General features: G+C 36.9%; 21 protein-coding genes and 1 tRNA gene. 11 read left to right on the forward strand and 11 right to left on the reverse strand.

Features of this window, described 5'->3' with window-relative positions; all coding sequences use genetic code 11:
- Positions 1 to 30 precede the first annotated feature (30 nt).
- From AAX18_RS04920 to ftnA (AAX18_RS04935), 4 genes are all read left to right on the forward strand, one after another.
- Positions 31 to 906 (forward strand): membrane protein, encoded by an 876-nt coding sequence (locus AAX18_RS04920; RefSeq protein WP_046953157.1) that lies wholly within the window; start codon positions 31 to 33, stop codon positions 904 to 906.
- A 12-nt stretch (positions 907 to 918) separates the two neighbouring features.
- Positions 919 to 2,340: an exodeoxyribonuclease I gene (sbcB, locus tag AAX18_RS04925; RefSeq protein ID WP_046953158.1), complete on the forward strand. Its 1,422-nt coding sequence runs from the start codon at positions 919 to 921 to the stop codon at positions 2,338 to 2,340.
- 689 nt (positions 2,341 to 3,029) lie between these two features.
- Positions 3,030 to 3,515 carry a non-heme ferritin gene (ftnA, locus tag AAX18_RS04930; protein WP_005634630.1) on the forward strand — a complete coding sequence of 162 codons (486 nt, stop codon included), beginning with the start codon at positions 3,030 to 3,032 and terminating at the stop codon, positions 3,513 to 3,515.
- 17 nt (positions 3,516 to 3,532) lie between these two features.
- A complete protein-coding gene (gene ftnA / locus AAX18_RS04935) occupies positions 3,533 to 4,030 on the forward strand; it encodes a non-heme ferritin (RefSeq protein WP_046953159.1) in 498 nt (165 codons plus the stop codon).
- A gap of 115 nt (positions 4,031 to 4,145) precedes the next feature.
- Here ftnA (AAX18_RS04935) and AAX18_RS04940 read toward each other — a convergent pair.
- A tRNA-Leu gene (locus AAX18_RS04940) sits at positions 4,146 to 4,231 on the reverse strand.
- Positions 4,232 to 4,516: 285 nt separating this feature from the next.
- On the opposite strand from AAX18_RS04940, the gene AAX18_RS04945 reads away from it, so the two are divergent.
- The 6 genes from AAX18_RS04945 to trpA all read left to right on the forward strand — a co-directional run bounded on the left by AAX18_RS04945 (position 4,517) and on the right by trpA (position 10,303).
- The gene (locus AAX18_RS04945) at positions 4,517 to 5,290 is read left to right on the forward strand and encodes an FNR family transcription factor (RefSeq protein ID WP_046953160.1); all 774 of its coding nucleotides are present in this window, start codon (positions 4,517 to 4,519) and stop codon (positions 5,288 to 5,290) included.
- A gap of 132 nt (positions 5,291 to 5,422) precedes the next feature.
- Positions 5,423 to 6,352 (forward strand): universal stress protein UspE, encoded by a 930-nt coding sequence (gene uspE / locus AAX18_RS04950; protein WP_046953161.1) that lies wholly within the window; start codon positions 5,423 to 5,425, stop codon positions 6,350 to 6,352.
- Positions 6,353 to 6,536: 184 nt separating this feature from the next.
- A complete protein-coding gene (locus AAX18_RS04955; protein WP_046953162.1) occupies positions 6,537 to 7,385 on the forward strand; it encodes a DUF4198 domain-containing protein in 849 nt (282 codons plus the stop codon).
- Positions 7,386 to 7,524: 139 nt separating this feature from the next.
- A complete protein-coding gene (locus AAX18_RS04960; protein ID WP_080948116.1) occupies positions 7,525 to 8,283 on the forward strand; it encodes an SDR family oxidoreductase in 759 nt (252 codons plus the stop codon).
- A 17-nt stretch (positions 8,284 to 8,300) separates the two neighbouring features.
- Positions 8,301 to 9,497, forward strand: a complete 1,197-nt coding sequence (trpB, locus tag AAX18_RS04965) for a tryptophan synthase subunit beta (protein ID WP_046953164.1) — start codon at positions 8,301 to 8,303, stop codon at positions 9,495 to 9,497.
- On the forward strand, positions 9,497 to 10,303 hold the full coding sequence (trpA, locus tag AAX18_RS04970) for a tryptophan synthase subunit alpha (protein ID WP_046953165.1): 807 nt from the start codon (positions 9,497 to 9,499) through the stop codon (positions 10,301 to 10,303). The genes trpB and trpA overlap by 1 nt, the downstream gene beginning before the upstream one ends.
- A gap of 46 nt (positions 10,304 to 10,349) precedes the next feature.
- Here trpA and AAX18_RS04975 read toward each other — a convergent pair whose 3' ends face one another.
- Positions 10,350 to 10,706, reverse strand: a complete 357-nt coding sequence (locus AAX18_RS04975) for a DsrE/DsrF/TusD sulfur relay family protein (RefSeq protein ID WP_005631701.1) — start codon at positions 10,704 to 10,706, stop codon at positions 10,350 to 10,352.
- A 25-nt stretch (positions 10,707 to 10,731) separates the two neighbouring features.
- On the reverse strand, positions 10,732 to 11,685 hold the full coding sequence (locus AAX18_RS04980) for an oxidoreductase (protein WP_046953166.1): 954 nt from the start codon (positions 11,683 to 11,685) through the stop codon (positions 10,732 to 10,734).
- A 58-nt stretch (positions 11,686 to 11,743) separates the two neighbouring features.
- On the opposite strand from AAX18_RS04980, the gene ybaK reads away from it, so the two are divergent.
- Positions 11,744 to 12,220 (forward strand): Cys-tRNA(Pro) deacylase, encoded by a 477-nt coding sequence (gene ybaK, locus AAX18_RS04985; RefSeq protein ID WP_046953167.1) that lies wholly within the window; start codon positions 11,744 to 11,746, stop codon positions 12,218 to 12,220.
- 46 nt (positions 12,221 to 12,266) lie between these two features.
- Here the strand turns inward: ybaK and recD are convergent, their stop codons facing one another.
- The 8 genes from recD to AAX18_RS05025 form a co-directional block, all read right to left on the reverse strand.
- A complete protein-coding gene (gene recD / locus AAX18_RS04990) occupies positions 12,267 to 14,189 on the reverse strand; it encodes an exodeoxyribonuclease V subunit alpha (RefSeq protein ID WP_046953168.1) in 1,923 nt (640 codons plus the stop codon).
- On the reverse strand, positions 14,189 to 17,797 hold the full coding sequence (recB, locus tag AAX18_RS04995) for an exodeoxyribonuclease V subunit beta (RefSeq protein WP_046953169.1): 3,609 nt from the start codon (positions 17,795 to 17,797) through the stop codon (positions 14,189 to 14,191). The genes recD and recB overlap by 1 nt, the downstream gene beginning before the upstream one ends.
- Positions 17,798 to 17,905: 108 nt before the next feature.
- Positions 17,906 to 18,259 (reverse strand): 50S ribosomal protein L20, encoded by a 354-nt coding sequence (gene rplT, locus AAX18_RS05000; RefSeq protein WP_005596075.1) that lies wholly within the window; start codon positions 18,257 to 18,259, stop codon positions 17,906 to 17,908.
- 65 nt (positions 18,260 to 18,324) lie between these two features.
- Entirely contained in the window at positions 18,325 to 18,522 is a 198-nt protein-coding gene (gene rpmI / locus AAX18_RS05005) for a 50S ribosomal protein L35 (protein ID WP_005596065.1), read from the reverse strand.
- Between the two features lie 210 nt (positions 18,523 to 18,732).
- Complete coding sequence (gene infC, locus AAX18_RS05010; RefSeq protein WP_461649585.1) at positions 18,733 to 19,278, reverse strand: translation initiation factor IF-3; 546 nt, start codon at positions 19,276 to 19,278, stop codon at positions 18,733 to 18,735.
- A gap of 129 nt (positions 19,279 to 19,407) precedes the next feature.
- A complete protein-coding gene (locus AAX18_RS05015; RefSeq protein ID WP_046953171.1) occupies positions 19,408 to 20,220 on the reverse strand; it encodes a D-hexose-6-phosphate mutarotase in 813 nt (270 codons plus the stop codon).
- Between the two features lie 84 nt (positions 20,221 to 20,304).
- Positions 20,305 to 21,750, reverse strand: coding sequence for a sulfatase-like hydrolase/transferase (locus AAX18_RS05020; protein WP_046953172.1), 1,446 nt, complete (start codon positions 21,748 to 21,750; stop codon positions 20,305 to 20,307).
- Positions 21,750 to 23,429 (reverse strand): solute:sodium symporter family transporter, encoded by a 1,680-nt coding sequence (locus tag AAX18_RS05025; RefSeq protein WP_046953173.1) that lies wholly within the window; start codon positions 23,427 to 23,429, stop codon positions 21,750 to 21,752. The genes AAX18_RS05020 and AAX18_RS05025 overlap by 1 nt, the downstream gene beginning before the upstream one ends.
- Positions 23,430 to 23,581: the final 152 nt, after the last annotated feature.

A 23,581-nucleotide genomic window follows, 5' to 3' on the forward strand; every position in this document is an offset into this window, starting at 1 on the left:
GACCGCACTTTAATTATATAAGGAATTTAAATGCACAATCTTATTCTTGCCATTCTTTGCAGCGTAGCTGTTTCAGTTTTGCTTAAAATAGCCCGTAAAAAAAATATTATTATTGAACAAGCTATAGCATTCAACTACATCACGGCCATCACTTTCAGTTATTTCTTACTCAAACCTGATTTTAAAGGCTTAGAATTTACTGATTACATCGTACAAAGCGAAAATTCACCCATTTTTTTAGCGCTAGGTTTATTGTTACCTAGCGTGTTTATTATTATGTCAAAAGCGGTGGAGTTTGCTGGAATTGTACGTTCTGACGCAGCACAACGTCTTTCGTTGTTTCTTCCTATTTTATCGGCATTTTTAATTTTTCATGAAACACTAAGCCAATCTAAAATCATTGGCATTGTATTAGCCTTTATTGGTTTATTTTGTTTATTAACTAAGCCAAATCAAGGGCAAAATGCGGTTAATTTTAAAGGTGTTTTAGGATTAATCGGCGTTTGGTTTGGGTATGGCATTATTGATATTTTATTCAAGCAAGTGGCGAAAAGCGGCGGTGCATTCCCTGCAACATTGTTTATTTCCTTCTCGCTTGCAGCTTGCGTTATGTTTATCTATTTATTCTTAAAACGTGCCCAATGGACATCATCAAGTGTAATTAGCGGCATCGTTTTAGGTGTATTGAATTTCTTTAATATTTTATTCTATATAAAAGCACATCAAAGTTTTGCTGGAAATCCGACGCTTGTTTTCGCGGGAATGAACATTGGCGTAATTTGCTTAGGTACGCTAACTGGCGCATTAGCTTTTAAAGAAAAAATTAGCAAGTTAAATTGGATAGGTATTATTTTCAGTTTATCAGCTATTTTCTGCCTATATTATTTAGATAAACTTATCGCGTAAAAGAGAGTAGTCATGGCAAAAGATTTCAGCTTTTTTATTTACGATTATGAAAGTTTTGGTGTAAATCCAGCAACAGATCGTCCTGCGCAATTTGCGGGTATTCGTACAGATGCTGATTTTAATATCATTGGTGAACCAATAATGTTTTATTGTAAACAAACTAACGATTATTTACCGGCTCCTGACGCCGTAATGGTCACAGGAATTACACCACAAGAATGTAATGAAAAGGGGGTTTCTGAGCCTGAATTCGCCGCAAATATCTTAGCAGAATTTTCCCAACCCAATACTTGTGTCATGGGCTATAACAATATTCGCTACGATGATGAAATGACGCGTTATACGTTTTATCGTAATTTTATTGATCCTTATGAATACAGCTGGAAAAATGGCAATTCTCGTTGGGATTTACTGGATTTGGTCCGGGCTTGCTATGCGCTGCGTCCAGAAGGGATAAATTGGGCTTATGACGATGATGGTATGCCAAGCTTTCGCTTAGAAAAACTCACTAAAGCAAATGGTATTGAGCATGAAAATGCCCATGATGCGATGGCAGATGTGTATGCAACTATTGCTATGGCGAAATTAATTAAAGAAAAACAGCCTAAATTATTCCAATATTTCTTTGAAAACCGAGGTAAAAAAGAAATTGAAAAATTGGTTGATACAGGATCAATGGCGCCTTTAGTGCATGTTTCTGGTATGTTAGGGAATTATCGTGGAAATTGCACTTGGGTTGCGCCTTTAGCGTGGCATCCTACAAACCAAAATGCACTCATTGTTTGTGATTTAACTGGCGATATTGATAATTTATTAGCCAAAAGTGCGGATGAATTGCGGACAGATTTATATACCAAAAAATTGGAATTAGAAGAAAGAGGCGTTTCATCCGTTCCGTTAAAGCTTGTGCATATCAATAAATGTCCTATTTTAGCGCCAGCCAAAACCTTGTTGCCAGAAACAGCAAATCGCTTGGGTATTGATCGACAATTATGCTTGGATAATCTTGCAAAATTACGAGCATCTTTTGATATTAGAGAAAAAGTGACGGATATTTTTAATGAAGAACGTCAATTTGAATCGAATGATAATGTAGAAACTGAGCTATACAATGGCTTTTTCAGCAATGCTGATAAAAACAATATGTCTATTTTACGTAGTTTACCTGCAGAAAAATTAGCTGAACATGGTTTAGCTTTTGAAGATAAACGTATCCCTGAATTATTGTTCCATTATCGCGCTCGTCATTTTTATAAAACCCTCACACGCGCTGAACAAATTAAATGGCAGAAATATAGACAGAATAAACTTGAAAAAAGTGCGGTAGATTTTGAATCAAGTTTACAACGTTTAGCGGAGGAACATTCAGATAAGCCTGAAAAACTATCTTTGCTACAACAAGTATATGAATACGGTATAAAACTACTAGGTTAGTCGATACGTTGTCACATTTTTTAGAAGAGCGCGTTTTAATAAAAACGTGCTTTTTTGTTATTTATTCTGGGAATAATTATCCAAAAAATAATCCAGATTTTACGTAGCGTAATCACATAGATTTAGCTTATTTCACCTTTACATTATCCTTACATTTCAATTCATCCATTCAATAACTCTATAAAATAATACGTTACAACGTGTTATCTAGCCTTATTTTGTCTTGTTTTACTAGTACCTGTGACTTGTGTATAACTGTGTGATTTATTTAATCCTTAGTTTCCGCTAACCTGATAACTAATTTCGCATAATGTATATTATGTTAAATCGTGTGAATATAAAAGTAACTTTTTGTTAGGTTGTCAAAAAGGGATACTCCGCTTCTTCTCCATTAAAAAGTTAAAGCAATAATATTTAATTCTGGATTTAGATTGCGCTAGGTGAAATCTGAATAAATTGACAGAAGATTTGGTAGTAGATTTAACATCTTTAATTGTGACATTGTAATTATTTTATGCGCCTAGATTACTCAAATGAGAATAATTGTTTTTTAATTTTCTTTTTAAAATTAATTGGTTATATGAATTTTATTTTAATAAAAAACTTGCAATTCTCATTTGTAAGCTTAAAATGAGAATCGCAAGTCAAGTTTTATTGCACTTTATCAATCAAATGGAAAGGAATTAGTTATGCTTAATCAAATCATCACAAACAAGCTGAATGACCAAATAAATTTAGAGTTCTACTCTTCTAATGTATATTTACAAATGAGTGCATGGTGCTCAATTCATGGCTATGAAGGTGCTGCGGCATTTTTACTTCGTCATGCAGATGAAGAATTAGAACATATGCAAAAATTGTTCAATTATGTAAGTGAAACTAGTGGTATGCCGCTTCTAGGAAAAATCGATGCACCTAAGCACGATTATTCTTCATTAAGAGAAGTATTTGAAACAACTTTAGAACATGAAAAATTGGTAACGTCCAAAATCAATGAATTAGTTGAAGTTACTTTTGAAAATAAAGACTATTCTACTTTTAACTTCTTACAATGGTACGTAGCAGAACAGCACGAAGAAGAAAAATTATTTAGTGGAATTATTGATAGATTTAACCTTGTTGGCGAAGATGGTAAAGCATTGTTCTTTATTGATCGTGAGTTAGCAACTTTATAATAGATAGGAGAAATAAAATGTTATCAGTAAATGTAGTAAAACTATTAAACGACCAAATGAACTTGGAATTTTATTCTTCTAATTTATATCTACAAATGAGTGCTTGGTGCGAGCAAAAAGGTTTTGAAGGTGCTGCAAAATTTTTATCAGCTCATGCAGCTGAAGAAATGCAACACATGCGTAAATTATTCACTTATTTAAATGAGACTGGCTCAGTTGCTCTAATTTCTGCAATTGAAGCACCATCACATGAATATAAATCATTAAAAGAAGTAATTGAAATTACCTATGAACATGAGAAATTGATTACAAGTAAAATCAATGAATTAGTAGGTAAAACTTTTGAAGAAAAAGACTACTCTGCATTTAATTTCCTACAATGGTATGTAGCAGAACAACATGAAGAAGAAAAATTATTCAGTGGTATCTTGGATAAATTGAATCTTCTTGGCGAAGATGGTAAAGGTTTATTCTTAGTTGATAAAGATTTAGGTAACCTTGCTACTGAAGCTTAGTCTAAGGGACTAAAGTATTTATGAGCCTAGTATTACACTAGGCTTATTTTTTATTTGAGATATGGATTTTATAAAGAAAAACCCCGCATAAAATTATGCAGGGTTAAAATAATTGTGGTGCCTAGGGTCGGACTCGAACCGACACGTTTATTCAACGGCGGATTTTGAATCCGCTGCGTCTACCAATTTCGCCACCCAGGCTTAATGGTGTTGAATTATACGTATATATAAATGTGTGACAAGTAAAATTTTTTAGAAATAATTCATTTGTTTTAAAAATGAGCAAGGATTTTCTGGTTTTTTAAAAATATCGCCAAACAAATGCAATAACTAAAATACATAACATGATTAAAATCTGAATCAGCCGTTTTTTTGTTAATTTTTCTGCTGCCATAATGCTTTACTCTTCTTAAAATGACTATTTAGTGGTATGATTATTGAGTTAGATCAATTTTACACTAATTTTTCGAAATATTTGAGGCTTACATGAAAAATTTCGTTGCAGAAACCAAGGCAGGACGCCGGGTTCAATCGGGAGGTTGCGCTATTCATTGCCAGGATTGCAGTATTAGCCAACTTTGCATTCCTTTTACGCTGAACGAACATGAATTAGATCAGCTTGATAATATTATCGAACGAAAGAAACCTATCCAAAAATCACAAGTTCTTTTTAAAGCAGGTGATCCCCTCAGTTCAATTTATGCAATTCGCTCTGGTACGATCAAAAGCTACACTATTAGCGAATCTGGCGAAGAACAAATCACTTCATTCCATTTACCTGGTGATTTAGTTGGCTTTGATGCAATTACTCAAATGCAACACCCTAGTTTTGCTCAAGCTTTAGAAACCGCAATGGTATGTGAAATTCCTTATGATATTTTGGATGATTTAGCAGGTAAAATGCCAAAATTGCGCCAACAAATTTTGCGCTTAATGAGTAATGAAATTAAAAGTGATCAAGAAATGATTTTGTTATTGTCTAAAATGAATGCAGAAGAACGTTTGGCTGCTTTTATTCATAATCTTTCGAAACGATACTCTGCTCGTGGTTTTTCAGCTAAAGAATTCCGCTTAACAATGACGCGTGGCGATATCGGTAACTATCTAGGTTTAACAGTTGAAACCATCAGTCGATTATTGGGACGCTTTCAAAAACTAGGCGTTCTTACAGTGCAAGGAAAATATATTACAATTAATGATCTCAATGCTTTAATTGAATTAACTGGAACGAATAAAACCAAAATAACATTAGTTGAATAATTTTAAGGCGTGAATTTCACGCCTTTTTTGTATTCATTAAAAATAAATTTTGCACTAGATCACCTTTTTGAAAATCGAACCTTGCCATTCAAAAGATTCTTTCTTATTCTATGGTGAATTTTGGAGGTTGTTATGAAATTTAAAAATATCCTGGTTGTTCTCAATCCTGAAAATGAAAAACAATATGCCCTTGCGCGTGCCGTGCGTTTGGTGAAAGAACAAAAAAATGAAACTAAGGTAAAAATCACCGCACTTTTGTCTGTATATGATTTATCTTATGAAATGTCGGCTTTACTTTCTTCTGAAGAACGTTCAGAAATGCATCAACAAGTAATCGAAAAACATCGACAGGCGGTTCAATATTACTTAGATAAATATGCAGATCCTGAAATTGAATTGCAATCCCACATTGTTTGGAATAGTAATGAAGCTGAGGCGATTAAAGAAGAAGTCGAAAGTCACAATTATGATCTTGTAGTGAAATATACTAAAGATGAAGAAAGTTTTACCTCACTTATTTTCACACCAGTGGATTGGCAGCTTCTTCGTAAATGTCCCGTTCCTGTTTTGATGGTTCGCGATGGCGATTGGAAACATCAACGCCGTATTCTTGTGGCGGTAAATGTTTCTGGTGAGCAAGACTATCAAGATGAATTTAATCAAGAATTAGTGGAAACAGGCATGTCACTCGCTGAAAATCTAAATCGTGGTAATGTTCACTTAGTTGCCGCCTACCCTTCTGCTCCAATCAACATGGCTATTGATTTACCAGAATTTAATACTTCAGGCTATGAAAACGGTATTCGTGGCCAACATCTCATTAATATGAAAGCATTACGTCAAAAATTTGGTATTAGTGAAGACCATACTCATGTTCGTGAAGGTTTTCCAGAAGAAGTGATTCCTGAAGTCGCAAAAGAAATTGAAGCTGAGTTAGTGATTTTAGGCACAGTTGGCCGTACAGGTTTATCTGCTGCATTATTGGGCAATACAGCGGAACATGTGATCAGTAAATTAAGTTGTAATTTATTAGGCATTAAGCCATCTAAAAAAGACGATTAATAACAGCTATCTACATTTAGAAATACCCTAAGTACTAAGTATTTAGGGTATTTTTTATATGCTTTATATAGGTCTTTTGTGATCTAGATCACAAATATTAAATTTTCTCTAAATTAACATTCAAATGATAGTTATTTTCATTTAATATTCGCGCTTATTTTATAAATGCTCATCTCTATTTTTTATTAAGGAAAGGTATGAAAAAAAATTAATTGCAAGTTTATTGGTTTTAGCGGGTGCAGCGCAAGCTCATGAAGTTTGGGTTCAAGCGCCTGCAAAATTAGGATCAGGTTCTGTATTAAAAGCAGAATTAGCTTATGGAGACTACCCTTACGTAGAAAAAATTCCTGAAGCGCGTTTAAAGATTTTTGCGCCAATGGAAATTATTCGTCAAGATGGTGAAAAACAAACCTTAGTTCAAAAAGGTGAAAACTATCAATATCAATCAGAGAAAGCATTGTCTGATGGCTCTTATTGGGTGACTGCGACTTATAAACCAACATTTTGGTCACAAAATGCTGAAGGTTGGAAAATGGATAATTTGAAAGGATTAGAAAATCCAACTTATTGTGAACAAACTCAAATGTTTGGTAAAAGTCTTGTTACAGTTGGTAAAAAACCATTAAATGCAGAAATGGCAATGACAAGAGTTGGTTTACCACTTGAAATTGTTCCTCTGAGTGATCCAAGTAAAGTGAAATCAGGCGAACCGTTCCCAGTTCAAATTTTCTACCAAGATCAGCCATTAGCAGGCGAAACTGTAATTGCAACAGCAGATACTATTGTAGTGAAAGATCTTGAAGCAGGCACAAGCCATCGTGAACCACAAGGTTTTTCAGGTAAAACAGATAGTCAAGGACGTGTGAATATCATTCCATTAATTGATGGTATTTGGAAAATTAAAGTTATTCATAAAACACCATTTGCAGATCAACAAATTTGTCAGCAATCTGCAAGCTATAGCACATTAATTTTACCTGTTGGTAAAGGATTAGCTAAACTCCCACCAAAACCAGAACACCATCATCATTAATTTTAAAAGTGCGGTGGAATTTCACCGCACTTTTTGCTTTTATTTTCCATTCTTTTTCTTCAAATTTCTTCATAAACTCCTATATTTTTTTGTACTAGTGTAGTAGTATAAAAATATCGTAAATAAAAAGGAGAGAATGATGTCTAAAATTGCCCTTATTACTGGTGCTACTGCAGGATTTGGTACTGCAATCTGTAGAACACTTATTCAAGCAGGATATTTTGTAATTGGTACTGGTCGCCGCACCGAACGTTTAACTTCACTAAAATCTGAATTGGGTGAAAAATTTCTTCCTCTTGCTTTCGATATATCTGATCGACTAGCGACTCAAGAAGCAATCAAATCTTTGCCTACACAATGGAAAAATATTGATTTACTCGTTAATAACGCAGGATTGGCTCTTGGCTTAGAATCTGCCGATAAAGCGAATCTTGATGATTGGGAACAAATGATTGATACCAATATTAAAGGATTGGTGAATATCACTCGATTCGTTTTACCTCAAATGGTCGAAAGAAATACGGGCCATATTATTAATTTAAGTTCAATTGCAGGCACCTACCCTTACCCAGGCGGTAACGTATATGGTGGTACAAAGGCTTTTGTAACACAGTTCAGCTTAAATTTACGTGCAGATTTGGCGGGTAAAAATATCCGTGTTACCAGTGTAGAACCAGGGCTTTGTGGCGGAACAGAATTTTCTAATGTGCGTTTTAAAGGTGATGATGCACGAGCAGAAAAACTCTATGAAAATGTGCGATACGTTACGCCACAAGATATTGCAAATATGGTTTCATGGCTCAATCAGCAACCAGAACACGTTAATATTAATCGCATTGAAGTGATGCCAACAGCACAAACTTTTGCACCACTTAATGTGGCAAGAAATTCAAATTAAAATAATAAGGAAACACAATGTCAGAAACTCTTTTAAATCCCTATTTTGGTGAGTTTGGTGGTATGTATGTACCAGAAATACTCGTGCCAGTGCTTAAACAGCTTGAGAAAGCATTTGTAGACGCGAAAGACGATCCTGAATTCCAACGTGAATTTCAAGATTTACTCAAAAATTATGCGGGAAGACCGACCGCACTTACCCTTTGTCGTAACTTAACAAAAGGTACTAAAGCGAAAATCTATCTTAAACGTGAAGATTTATTACACGGTGGCGCTCATAAAACCAATCAAGTTTTAGGACAAATATTATTGGCTAAACGTATGGGCAAAACGCGTATTATTGCCGAAACAGGTGCGGGTCAGCATGGTGTTGCGACAGCCCTTGCTTGTGCTATGTTAGATATGCCATGCCGTATTTATATGGGCGCAAAAGATGTTGAGCGTCAATCGCCGAATGTATTTCGTATGCGTTTAATGGGCGCGGAAGTGATTCCTGTACAAAAAGGCTCTTGCTCTTTAAAAGACGCTTGTTGTGAGGCTATGCGTGATTGGTCAGCAAACTATGAAACCACCCATTATTTACTTGGAACCGCTGCAGGTCCTCACCCTTTCCCGACGATTGTGAGAGAATTTCAAAAAATGATTGGGATTGAGACGAAACGTCAAATTCTCGAACGAGAAGGTCGTTTACCTGATGCAGTGATTGCTGCTGTTGGCGGTGGTTCTAACGCAATTGGAATGTTTACTGATTTTATTGATGAACCAAATGTGCGTTTGATTGGCGTTGAACCTGCGGGTAAAGGCATTGAAAGCGGTGAACATGGTGCACCATTAGGTCATGCAAAGGTTGGCATTTATTTCGGGATGAAATCCCCTTTAATGCAAACGGAAGATGGTCAAGTAGAGGAATCCTACTCTGTTTCAGCTGGGTTAGACTTCCCTTCTGTTGGACCTCAACATGCTTATTTACAAAGCATTGGACGTGCAGAATATCCAAGTATTACCGATGATGAAGCATTGAATGCTTTCCAGGAATTAGCTAAACATGAAGGTATTATTCCTGCATTAGAAAGCTCACACGCTCTTGCTCAAGCCCTAAAAATGATTCATCAAGAACCTAACAAAGAACAAATTTTAGTCGTGAATCTATCTGGCCGTGGCGATAAAGATATTTTCACCGTAGATAAAATTTTGACAGAAAAAGGAATGAAATAATGAGCCGTTTTGAAACTCAATTTGCTGCGCTTAAAGCAAAAAATGAAGGGGCATTTGTTCCTTTCGTCACCTTATGTGACCCTACTTTTGACCGTTCTTTTGACATTATTTGTACGCTTGTGGATAACGGTGCAGATGCTTTAGAACTTGGTTTTCCTTTTTCCGATCCGCTACTTGATGGCCCCGTGATCCAAGCTGCGAATAATCGAGCTTTAACTGCGGGCCATAGTACTGAAGATAGCTTTAAGTTGTTAGAAAAAGTGCGGTCAAAATATCCAGAGATTCCGATTAGCTTGTTACTTTGTGCCAATTTAATTTTTGCCAAAGGACTAGATACTTTTTATCAACGTTGTGCAGAAGTCGGTGTTGATGCTGTGCTTGTGGCAGATATTCCGTTACTCGCAAAAGAAGATTATGTACAAGCAGCTAAAAAACATGGCATTCAACCAGTATTTATTTGCCCGCCAAATGCGGATGAAAAAACGATCCAAGGTGTAGCACAAAATAGCGAGGGCTATACTTATTTAGTCTCTCGTGCAGGTGTAACCAGTGCTGAAAACCAAGCTCATGCAGCAAATTTAGATACCCTTGTAGAACAGCTTAAGGCACATAATGCTCTGCCAATTTTACAAGGCTTCGGTATTGCTCAACCAGAGCAAGTTAAAGAAACATTGACTTTGGGGGCAGCGGGTGCGATTTCAGGTTCTGCAACGGTGAAAATCATTGAGCGGAATCTGGATAATCACGAGCAATGTTTAGCTGAATTAGCTGAATTTGTTCAAGCAATGAAAGCCGCAACAAAATAAGCAAAAAAGAACCCGCACTTGCGGCGGGTTTCTTTTATCGAGAAAATTAAAAATTTAATACTTTATCGGCTTCCATTGTCCAGTCTGCCAGCTCTGCCAACGTGCCGATTTCCACGCCCTCCGCCAACGGCAATTCAGTGATACCACGAGCATTTGTACAGGTTTTACAAAGTTTAATTGTCGCCCCTTGTGCCGTTAAAATTTCCAACATTTGTTGTAAATGATACCCTTCTGCTGGATTTTGTTTTGCTAAACCGCCAGTTACCGCATCAGACATTAAAAATATTTTTAAATTAACCGCACTTTTATGTTGCTCTTGCAACTGTAATGCCAAACGTAATGCACTAAAAAAATGTTCGTCACCATAAGGGGATGAATGAATAATAAATAGAATATTTTGCATACTCTTCTCCTTAATTTCCTTGGTATTAATAACCTTGCTGATAAATTCCTTCCAACAATTTCACTGAAAGTAAGGCGAGATTAAATCGTTGTTCATCTGCCACAGACCAAAATTCTACGCCATTTTCTATCGCACTTATTTGACTTAAATGAAGTTTTACTGATTCTTCGCCATTTTCTTGTTCTCCATTAAGAACAGGCGTAATTAAGGTTTCTTCTAAAGCGACAAGCTCGCTATTTTGAGGCTGATAGTCGAAATCATAATCTGAAAGTGCGGTGACTTTTTGTGCCAATCCATAAAATACAGGTACTTGGATTGCATGGAATGTGGCACGCTCTAATTGCGGAAAAATTCGTTGTAATTGATTTGATAAATTAGGTGCTTGATGCGGATAGACATCAAACGCTAAGCGAGTTTCTTCTTCATCCAATGGAATACCGTTTAATAAACGGGCGGTTTGTCCCGCAAGTTTCGTCACGGTTTCTGCATCCGTATAAGAAGCTGGCAATAAAGAAGTGACAAACACTTGATTGAGATTCGTCTCTTGTAAAATCTGGGCAAGGGTTAAAGCAAGTTGGCTTACTTGTGGATCAGGCAAGCTAACAATGTTACGTTGTCTCAGTTGAAATAGCTGTGATTCATTTACCGTTGGGACAACAACGGGCACATCAGAAAGCGCACTGCAAATGCCTAACATATCAATGACAATACAGCCCTGTTCTGCTGCTTTCGCAATATGGGAAATTTGCTCAAGTTTTCCTGCAAAAAACACATAATTAAAATCAGCCCACTCAACTTCATTTGGCGAAAGTTGTTCAACGCCTTTATTACGAAAACGAATATTTTGTTCTTCTTCAAAAGGTGTTATTTCAACAATAGAAACGCTGCTAATTTCAAGCGCACTTTGTTCTAAACGCTCTACAATTTTTTCACTTAATTCAAATTCTGCTGATATCGCAATATTTAAGGTTGCGTCCATTTTTCTCTCCGCTGTAAAATAATCGACATTATTTTACACCAAAACCAGGAACGAAATAATGACACCTGCAATTGATTTACTTAAAAAACAAAAAATTCCATTTATCTTGCACACTTATGATCATGATCCGACCAATCAACATTTTGGTGATGAAGCTGCTGAGAAATTAGGTATTGATCCTAATCGCTCTTTCAAAACGTTACTTGTTGCAGAAAATGGCGATCAGAAAAAACTCGCTTGTTTTGTGCTTGCAACGACCAATATGCTGAATTTAAAGAAAGCGGCAAAATCTATCGGTGTGAAAAAAGTAGAAATGGCAGATAAAGATGCGGCGCAAAAAAGTACAGGTTATCTTGTAGGAGGAATTAGCCCACTCGGTCAAAAGAAACGCGTGAAAACGGTGATAAATTCCACCGCACTTGAGTTTGAAACGATTTATGTTTCAGGCGGAAAACGTGGGCTAAGCGTAGAAATTGCGCCACAAGATTTAGCAAAGGTATTAGGTGCTGAATTTACTGATATTGTTGATGAATAAGTGATGGACTTATAAATTTAAAGGCGGATTCATTCCGCCTTTTTGACTAATTCAACTCTTCCAATAATTTCCCCAATCCGCTCTGGCGTCTCACTGTCTGGCGAATTGCTGTTTTCCATATTTTTTCATCAGCAAATACAGTGAGTTCTTTTTTCGCACGAGTCACGCCGGTGAAAACTAATTCTCGAGATAGTACTGGATTCACTTCTGTTGGAAGCACCATGACGGTATGTTCAAATTCGGAACCTTGAGATTTATGAATCGTCATCATAAAAGCGGGTTCATGTGCTGGAATTCGGCTTGTCAGCACTTCTCGGTTGCCAAACCATACTTTGCCATTTGCCAAGCACAGTCCAATATCGCCGTTATAAAGGCGAATATTATGATCGTTTTCAGTAATCATAATTGGCTTACCGATATACCAATCTTGTTCATTACGGAACCAAAGCAATTTTTCCTCTCGCAACGCTAATGCGATTTCTTTATTGAGATTTTCAACACCTAAATCGCTATTACGAAGTGCGGTTAAAAATCTCACAGAATTAAATTGTGCTTGAATAGCCTCGGCATAGGAAATGCCTTGTTCATTTTTAGTGTTAAGATCAATTTTTTGTTTACGTAAATCGTCCAACATTTTTAAGAAAGTGCGGTAATTTTCCACCGCACTTTTCACCACTTGATTAACCGCATCGCTTTCATCATTTAAGGCATTAAAGTGCAATTCTTGCGGATAATGTTCAAATAACCCAAGGCTATCGTCTGCTTTGCCTTTTTGAATGACTTCAGCCAACTTGCCAATACCTGAATCTTTATCAAAACGACGGCTTTCTGTTAGATGGCATAAACAATCACGTATTGGATTTGAACAATCAGAACCTTCCACTTTATAGCTTGTTGTCGCTTGTAAATACGAAGTTTGTTCATGACTATAAGGTTGATTAACAAATTGAGCCAATTCCCCCAATACAGCCCCCGCCTCAACAGAGGCTAATTGCGCCTGATCACCTAATAAAATTAATCGGGTTTCTGGCTTTAACGCATTGATAAGTTTTGCCATCATCGGCAAATCAATCATTGATGTTTCATCAACAACTAACACATCTAACTGCAAAGGATTATGACTGTTATAGCGCGTGTAATCATTAAAGGCATTCACACCTAGTAAACTATGCAAAGTACTGGCTTTTTGTGGAATCGCATTGAAAAGTGAATCGGATAAATTCATTTTTTCTTGCATAAAACCTAATGCATTTTTAATCGACTCTTCCAAACGAGAGGCGGCCTTACCAGTCGGCGCAACTAATTTGATATGTAATTTACAATCAAATAATTCTTGTAAAACGAGCAATAAACGCGTAACTGTCGTGGTTTTTCCTGTTCCTGGGCCGCCTGTAATAATCGAAAATGGACTTTTAATCGCCGTTGCGACCGCGACTTTTTGCCAATCTGTTTTTTCCTGTTTTTCAGGGAAATATTTATCCAATTTTTGACCAATTTCATCATAAGAAAAGGCTAAAGTGCGGTGTTTTTTTAAGGTGTTTTTTATATATTGCGCGATGCGATATTCATCTTGCCAAGCGCGATAGAAATACAACGCGCCAAATTGAAATACCATTGGTGCAATTTGATTGACGGGATCTTGCGTAAATGCCATATGCCCGCACAACGTATTTTGCCAATCTTCCACAGCTAAATAACCAATCTTTTCACGAATTTCTGCTAAATAGTTTTCTTCTATGGTGCGATAAGCCAAACCAAATAAATTATGTTCTAAATAGCGATCTAATTGGCTGCAAGTATTTCCCTGTGTATAACGCCAGTTACAAAGTGCGGCTAATAATATAGCTAAATTTTTGACTGGTTCCGCATAATCCGTATGGCATTGTTTATCAGCTATCAACTTAGCAAAATAATAATCACCTTGAGAAAGAATGCCCTGCTCTTTAAGTTTTTGTAATACGGATAACATTAAAACACCCCGTCTAATTCTGTGATTAATTCAACGCTTGGACGATCATAAAATACGCCAGATTGTGGCTCTCCGTTCATTCCACGTAAGAAAAGATAAAATACCCCGCCGAAATCTCGCGCATAATCGTAATGAGGCACAACGCTTTGCAAATAACGATGTAATGCCAGCGTATAAATTAAATATTGCCAATCATAGTGACTGTGTAACATTTCTTTTTTCAATGCCTCTTGATTGTAATCAGCAAGGATTGAACCTAAGAAATTAGATTTATAATCAACAAGATAATATTTCCCATTATGGCGGAAAACTAAGTCAATTGAACCTCTCACCATGCCCTGAATTTGTTCAAATTGAAGTGGCTCGCTTGGCAAATGATGATGGGCTTTCAACGCGCGATTAAACGCATCAACATCAAAATGTTCCCGAATAGCCAGATAGAATGGCATTTCTTTAATACAATCTTTATTTGCCAAATCAGCTAATGCTATTTCTATTTCATTAGAAAGTGGCGTATGTGAAATCTGTTGTAGCCAATTTTGTAGCGGTTCTGTAAAGGTTTCATCTAACTGTAAGGATTGTCTTAATTTGTCAATTTCTTCTGTATTTGCTAAATCAGAAAAATAGCAATTTTCAAAATGGCGATGCAATGCTGTCCCGACTTGTTTACCTCGTGGCAAATCTAGAATGCTTGATTCATTTTCGTTTAAAAGTGCGGTCGAAATTTCAATCGAATTTTGGCTGTCATAATCTTTTGTATCATCAAAAACTACGTGTTTTTTCCCCGCACTTTCAGCGAAATAATTTTGTCGGCGATGACCTTGTTCAATTGAAGTAAAACTGGTTATTCGCCAATCTTGCTCAATATTGCCCGTAAATTCTGCTGCTTTAAGCTCATCATTTTTTGTATTGGTTGATAAAGCCGGAAAAGCCTCTAGATTTGGCTTAGTACAGATTTCCACATTATCTTGCATTTTTTCTTTAAAGGTTTGCAACAACGTCTCGGTATCTTTAGGCGCTGATAATGCTATTTCCTTGCCTATTTCACCTTGGCTTAGTACATAATGTAAGGCATTCCATTTTTTATCAAATTGCGCAGGCAAAGCGAATGCCATTTGATATTTGGCACGGGTTAAAGCCACATAAAGTAAACGTAACTCTTCCGCAAAAGTTTCTTCATAAAGTGCGTTTAAATTACGATTTTCCATATCCCATAAGGTTTCATCTAGTTCTTTAGAATAATAAACATTCATGTCACCAGCCGTTGGAATTTTGCTTGGTACAGCTAAAAATGGTAGCCAAACTAAATCGTATTCTAAGCCTTTGGATTTATGGATACTCACGATTTTTACCAACTGGCGTTCGCTTTCTAAACGAATTTGAGCCTCTTGCCGACCTTCGCCTTGAATTTGTTTTTCAAACCAACTGAGCAATGCCGCTTCACTTTCGTGTAGCGTGGCAGCTTGTTGTAAAATTTCTGCCAAATGTAGGAAATCCGTTAAATCTCGCTCGCCTGTTGCTTGGCTTAATAAGCGTTCTGAAATGCCTTGTTCCAATAAAATTTGGTGGAGCATGACCAATATTCCTTGGCGTTGCCAAGTTTGTTGGTATTGAGCAAAGCTATCTGCCCAACGTTGCCAGTCTGCCTCATTTTGCTGAATTTGATGAATATCTGCTGCATTTAAACCGAAAAGTGCGGTCGCAATCGCATTCAAAATTGGACGCTCAGCAACATTTAGGCAAGCTTTTAAAATTCTTAGTAATTCCACTGCCACATGGCTATCAAAAACACTACTTTGATCTGAAAGATAAACGGAGGCAATATCAAGTTTTTGTAACTCTTGAATAACATCAGCAGCTTCGTAACGATTTTTTACAAGAACAGCAATATTTGCCGGTTGCAATGTTTTACAGGTATCTTCGTTTTGAAAAACTGCCTGATTTTCTGCCGCACTTTTTAGCCAATGTTGAATAGAAATAGCACATATTTTTGCCATTTCAGTTTTATTCACTTTGTCACTTTCGGTTAGATAAAAACGATAAGCTGGTTCGGCTTTGCCATTTAAATAAAATCGCAGATGATCATCACGAGAATCAACAGCAGTAAAGTTAATATTTTGATAAATAAATGGCGATTGAGGAAAATCAAACAACGCATTGACGCCATCAACCAAATGCTTCTCTGAACGATAATTTTTAGTGAGTTCAAAGCGAGATTGAGCTTCATCCGATGCTTTTAGATAAGTAAAAATATCTGCGCCACGGAAACGATAAATCGCCTGCTTCGGATCACCAATCATAATAAAACCAGTATTTTTTTCGGGATTATCACGATAAATTTTTGAAAAAATAGCGTATTGTTGTGAATCCGTATCCTGAAATTCGTCAATCATTGCAAAAGGATATTGGAAACGAATCATTTCCGCTAATTCATCCCCTTGTGGGCCTTGCAAGGCTTCGCAAAACAAACGCAATAAATCATCAAAGGATTTTTCTTGATGATTAAGTTTATAGTCTAAAAGTTTTTGTTGTAGACCTTGTCGATAATGATAAAGAATAACTCGACGAAGTAAATCTGGAGACATTAAAGCATTTGCACGCTCTTCTAATTCAGTAAAAATCGGGGCAATAAAGGGAGGTGCGCCCTCCTCACCTTTTTCACCTAAAGCTGATTGAGTGAAATACGACATCAAGGTTTCATTCAGTACATAATCACGGGGATCATTTGCCCAGGCGTTTACTTGATCAATCCATTTCGTTAAACGTGATGTATTATAACTTCGACGGCTTAAGGATTTAGGCTCGCCTTTTGCATAATCTTTATTCAATTCTTCTGTAATTAATTCAGAAATTTTACCCGCACTTTCTAACCAAAAGCGTTTTAGTGCCTTGATATCTTTAAAATACTCACCAAGATATTGGTGTAAAAATTCTGTGATAGAAATAGATAATGCCTGTTGGTTCTCCAAATCAACAATTAAATTTTTGCCTAAATTAGATTCTAATAGGGATAACACGTAATCTGGTGAGCCTAGTTCATTCGCAATAAAATCAGCCTTTTCAAAAGGCAATGGATAAAAATGTTCTCGCCAAAATTCATTAGCAAAACGAACCAACAAGTCCGATTGATCTTTAATTAATTCTAAATTGAAGTGAATGCCAGAATGGAAAGCATATTGCATCAACATACGGCGACAAAAACCGTGAATGGTATAAATCGCCGCCAAATCCATATTTTGCTCAGCTAATTTTAAGCGATGAATTGCCTCAAAAATGTTTAAATTATCACAAAGTGCGGTAAGAAATTCATCATTTTTAAATGCGGATTTATCTTGGGTTTCTGCAAAGGCTGTGAGTTTATCAATCGCATCTGTTATACGCTCACGAATTTTTTTCTTGAGTTCTTCTGTCGCCATTTCCGTAAAGGTTACCACCAGAATTTCTTCCACATTTAACGGACGAGAAAAATTATTTTCTCCCGCCTTTAATAAAAGTCGGAGATATAAAGATCCAATAGTGTAGGTTTTCCCTGTACCAGCGGACGCTTCAATTAAGCTAATTTGATTTAAAGGCAACGTGATAGGATTTAGTGGGAGTGTTTCAGCCATAGATTTTAACAGATGAGAACTAATGGCATTATTTTACAAAATTTGAAGCCATAAATGCAAAAAAGGACGCTTTTCAGCGTCCTAATTCTTTATCTAAACTTTAAAAAATTAAAGTGCAGATTTTGCTTTTTCAACTAATGCAGCGAACGCTACTTTGTCGAATACAGCGATATCAGCAAGAATCTTACGGTCGATTTCAACAGATGCTTTTTTCAAGCCGTTGATGAATTTGCTGTAAGATAAACCATTTTGACGCGCTGCAGCGTTGATACGTGCAATCCATAATTGACGGAATTGACGTTTACGTTGACGACGGTCACGATATGCGTATTGACCAGCTTTGATCACCGCTTGGAAAGCAACGCGATACACGCGTGAACGTGCACCATAATAACCTTTAGCAGCCTTAAGAACTTTCTTATGGCGTGCTCTTGCAATAACACCACGTTTTACACGAGCCATTATTTAATCTCCTATGTAATATTTTTCTAAAATGAACTAATCGTACGTTTTGCTTAAATAACGGCTTATGCGTATGGTAAGCAAGCTACTACTAAAACTTGGTCTGCTTTCGCAACCATTGATTTATGACGTAAATGACGTTTACGTTTAGTTGTTTTTTTAGTCAAAATATGACGTAAGTGAGATTGTTTACGCTTGAAACCACCAGAAGCAGTTTTTTTGAAGCGCTTCGCTGCGCCGCGTACTGTTTTGATTTTAGGCATTGTTAAAATAACTCCGCATTTTTCGTTTAAAACAACATAATCAGGCGAACTTAAAAAGTTACTTGGAAGCACTGATCATTTCCATCATTAGGCAAATTCAATTGCCTTTTCAAAAGCAGTTAGGCTGCGTAGTGTGCCCAACGTGCAGTTGTCTTTTCATTTAAGTCAAACTTAAACAAAAAGATTTGCTGAGAAATCTCAGCAAAATTCTTATTTTTTCTTAGGTGCTAACACCATTACAGCCTGACGGCCTTCTAATTTACCCGGTGCAGATTCAACCACAGAGATTTCAGCTAAATCATTTTTTACGCGCTCTAATACATCAAAACCAATGTCTTGGTGAGCCATTTCACGACCGCGGAAACGCACGGTAATTTTTGCTTTGTCACCGTCTTCTAAGAAACGGATTAAGCTACGTAACTTAACTTGATAGTCACCTTCGTCTGTGCCTGGACGGAATTTAATTTCCTTAACTTGCACAACTTTTTGTTTTTTCTTTTGTTCTTTAGCGGTTTTACTTTTTTCGTAAAGGAATTTACCGTAGTTCATAATGCGGCAAACCGGCGGCTCTGCATTTGGGCTAATTTCAACAAGATCAAGCTCTGCTTGCTCTGCCATTTCTAGGGCTTGTTGAATAGAAACAACCCCTGCTTGTTCACCATCTTGGTCAATTAAACGAACTTCTTTTACACGAATCTCTTCATTGATACGGTTTGGGCGATTTACTGCCGGCGCTTTTTTTACGGTTTTAATAATCGTATTCCTTCTATTGGTTAATAGTAAAAATCTTTTCGCTAAAAATAAAAGATTTCAAATTTGTTGCCCGCAAGGAACGAGCAAAATCCTGCGGATTCTATAGTATTCACACCGCTTATGCAACAAAATTTAGCCTTTAAGCGAAATTTCTACGCTTAAACTTTCGCCAAATTCAAGCAAGTGATGAATGCGAGCTGTTTCTAAACATAACATCGTTTGATAGCCAGTTTCACTCATTCCACTCATCTTTTTGTGCCAAGGATTCCAAAGAACAAATTGGCTTGCATTATGATGATGCAGTGCAATCGTACGATTGAAACTTTTATCTACGATTTGATTCTGCATTTTTTCAGCGGAATAAATGCAATCAACATTTTCAGAAATGTGACGCGGTGACGGAACGTTTTCTTGTTGTTGGTTTAAACTATTAAAACAAGTTTCAGGTAAACCTTGTACTTCCACTTGATTAATATCCCCAATATTGAAATAGGTATGCAATGCTGCTTGTGCAGGTTCTTCGCCATAATGTGTGAAAGTTAAATGACATTTGTCTGTGAACACCATTACAATTTTAGCTTCGATAATATTTAAATCAGAAAACAACTCAAATTCTAACCGCACTTTATGCGCTGAAATATCGTAATGACTCAACTGCCATAAGCGAATACGAGCTGTGCCATGTGCAGGTTGTTTTACACTACCAAACCAAGGATAACAAATCGGTACACCACCACGAATAGCATTGCCATTTTCGAATGGTTCTACTTCACTTAACCATAATACATCTTGCATCGCATTTTGCGGTTTCCAACTGATAAGCTGTGCCCCTTGTAAGGAAATTTTTGCCGTTCCAACCGCATGTTTTAAATGAAGAACTGGGATGTCGTTATGTTGAACAAGATGAAGCTCTGGTGTCAGTGTTTTTAGTAATGTTGTTTTCATGTTTATTCCTGTAGTTTTAAAAGATAAATAAGGTTCAGAGATAACAAAGGGCGTATCAGATACGCCCTTAATCTACGACTTTGGTTAAATTTCGTCAATAATTCGATAAACCCAATTTTCCAGTGGGTCATTCAGACGTTTCATTTCGGCGCGCATTTCTTCCAACATCTCTTTTTTGATGCTGTTATATTGTGAATCATAGAATAAATTATGCATTTCTTCTGGGTCGTTACGGATGTTGTAAAGTTCACAAACATCAGTCGCATTAAATACAAGTTTGTAATCTTTACGACGCCACATACGTTGTTCAAAATACACAAAATGCCCTGCGAGCTGACCAAGCACACCTTTTCTTTGGTTATCTTGGTGTTGGCGCATAATCGGGAGAATACTCTGCCCTTCAAAACTTTCAGGAACTTTTTGATTAGCTAAATCAAAAACTGTCGAGGTTAAGTCGTGAAGATAGACAAAGTTATCATCTTCTTGATTGACTCGGTCTGAATTGGGGTCTTTGATAATCATCGGAATGTTATAGGTGGCATCAAACATAAATTCACCTTTTTCAATCATTCGATGAGCGCCCATTGCATCACCATGATCTGCGGTTGCCACCAAGAAAGTGCGGTCATAAAGGCCGTTTTTTTCTAAGTAATCGAATAATTCACCAATTGCATCGTCAATTAAGGTGATATACCCCCAGAATTTTGTGATGACTTCTTTCCAATGATCTTCGCTCGCCTCCCACATCCCCCACATTTTTGAAATTGTGCGGAAATGCCCTGGTTTGCCCTCTAACGGTTTAAAGAAACTTTTATCAAGTACCACATCTTCTTTTCGATACATGGAATAATAAGGTTCTGGCACGATACAAGGCGTGTGAGGCCCCCAGAAGTTTATCCATGCAAAGAACGGCTTGCCTTCATCTAATGATTCTTGAATATATTTTTTCGCTTCATCAATGATGAAATAAGGGATGGTTTGATCTTTCGTGCCTGAAAGTAAACCGCAAAGTTCTTGTACCCGTAAATGCAGGTTATCTCCAAAATAGGCACGGCTTACTTCTGGGATTTCATACCCCTTTTCTTCTAACCATTCTTTATAACGATTGGAATGTGTTGGCGGTTGGTTGAAGACTAAATTTTTATATACTCCACTGCCGGGATAGCCATAACCATCAAAGTTATGGCCTTTAATCCCATAATCTTCGGGTACGGATTTAGTACCTACGTGCCACTTCCCTACAACATAAGTATTATAGCCAGCCAATTTACCGATATTCGGTTTTTCTTGGCTAATTTCACCTGTACCGCCTTTTTCCCCATTTTTAATAATGCCGTGAGACGACGGCATTAATCCAGTAAAAAGTGAAGTGCGTGCAGGACCGCAAACAGACGCCGGCGTGAAGGCGTTATTAAAGCGAACGCCATCTTTTGCCAAACGATCCAAATTCGGGGTTTTCACAATTTGGTGACCATAAGGCCCCAACATATCTTTACGAATTTGATCCAGTAGAATATAAATAATGTTCATTATTTAGCCTCTTTATCTCGTACAACAAATAACACGATAATTTGTAACACCGCCCATACGCCAAGCACCATTGATGGATTGCCAGATTCTGATTCCATACCAAGTGGTGAAAGGAAAGTGTAAAGCGCAAGTAAACCTAAGATTAAAGACACGCTGGTTACTTTTAAGTATTTCCAGTTAGTTAAATCTACGTTACCTAAGTTTTCTTTGTTTTCAATGTAAGGTTCACGGCGTAAGAATTGTCCTAAGATGAGCATTAATACGACATCAAATACGAATAATCCGCCCATAACATACACAAAGTTGATTTTGACATTAAACACCCAAACGATGCAGAAGTACAAGATAACGTGAGCAAGTAAAGCAATACGTGCCGCTTTGCCAGATACAGTTTTGTTAAACATACCTACGGCAAATAAAGCAACGATTGGAATATTCACAAATCCTGCGAAACGTTTAGTGATTAAGAAAATACCATCTGTACCAAACATGAGTAACGGAGCGAAAATCATAGTAACAATGGCCATAATGGTAGAAACTTTTTTCGCGTAAGAAATTAATTCTTCTTCTGACCGCACTTTTTTGCTGATAGAAGGTAATAAATCTTTACAGTAAATGGTTGCTGCTGAATTTAAGAATGAGTTAAAGGTACTTAAAATTGCGCCAAATAATGCTGCAATAAAGAAACCTTGTAACCAAGTTGGTAATACTTTGTTTACTAATAATGGATAAGACGCATCAATTGGATTTACGCCTTCACCTAAAATATGGAAACTCAATAAACCAGGAAGGTTTAAAATGATTGGTAAAGTTAATAAGAATAGTGCCGCAATCAAAATACCTTTTTGACCTGATTGTAAATCTTTCGCGCCTAAACAACGTTGTACAATAGCTTGGTTAGTTGTCCAATAGAAAAAGTGAACAACCATAATCCCCGTGAAAATCGTTGGCCAAGGTGTGGCATCTGTTTCGCTACCAATCGCATTCCATTTTTCAATGTGCGTTGTTGTGATTGTGTGTAAACCTTCGGAGAAACTGCCATCGCCTAAATACATCAAGGCAAAGAATGGTACAAGCAATGCGCCAATGACTAAAATCACTGCATTGATCGTATCTGATACCGCTACCGCTTTCAAACCACCAAAAATCGCATAAATAGCCCCAACAACGCCAATCGCAATAACGGTGTAAGTTATGGCGGCCCCATAGCTTAAGCCAAATGCGGTTTCTAAGTTGAAGATTTTATTGAAGGCGATTGCACCAGTATAAAGTGCGGTTGGAATTACGATGAAAAGATAAAACACCAAGAATAATGTTGACATAATCAAGCGTGTTTGACGGTCAAAACGGCTTTCAAAAAACTCTGGCACTGTTGTGTAACCGTTACGCAAATATTTCGGCAACATATAAAGTGCCAAGAAACAAAGCGGAATAACCGTTGGAACGGTCCATGCGATAATTGAAAAGTTTCCTTTATAAGAGACCGCATTTACACCGATCAGTTGTTCTGTTGAGAGTGAAGTTAATACCATTGAGCACCCTATCACTAACCCACCTAAACCACGACCAGCTAAGAAATACCCTTTGGATGTACTTAAATCATCCCCTTTTGTTTTTAACCAAGAAATATACGCGACCACACCGGTTACAATGAGGAAGCTGAGTATCGTCATGAGCATATGTTGTCCTCCCTATATCGATCAACATAGCATAAAGATAATATAATGCTCTCTAAAGGGTTATGATAATTGTCATATTAAGATTGTGAGGTGGATCACAGAAATAATAATTGAAGATAAATTCAATGGTTTTTATTTTCTGGCAGTTAAAA

Source organism: Haemophilus haemolyticus (assembly GCF_001008205.1).
GTDB classification, from domain to species: Bacteria; Pseudomonadota; Gammaproteobacteria; order Enterobacterales; family Pasteurellaceae; genus Haemophilus; species Haemophilus haemolyticus_Q.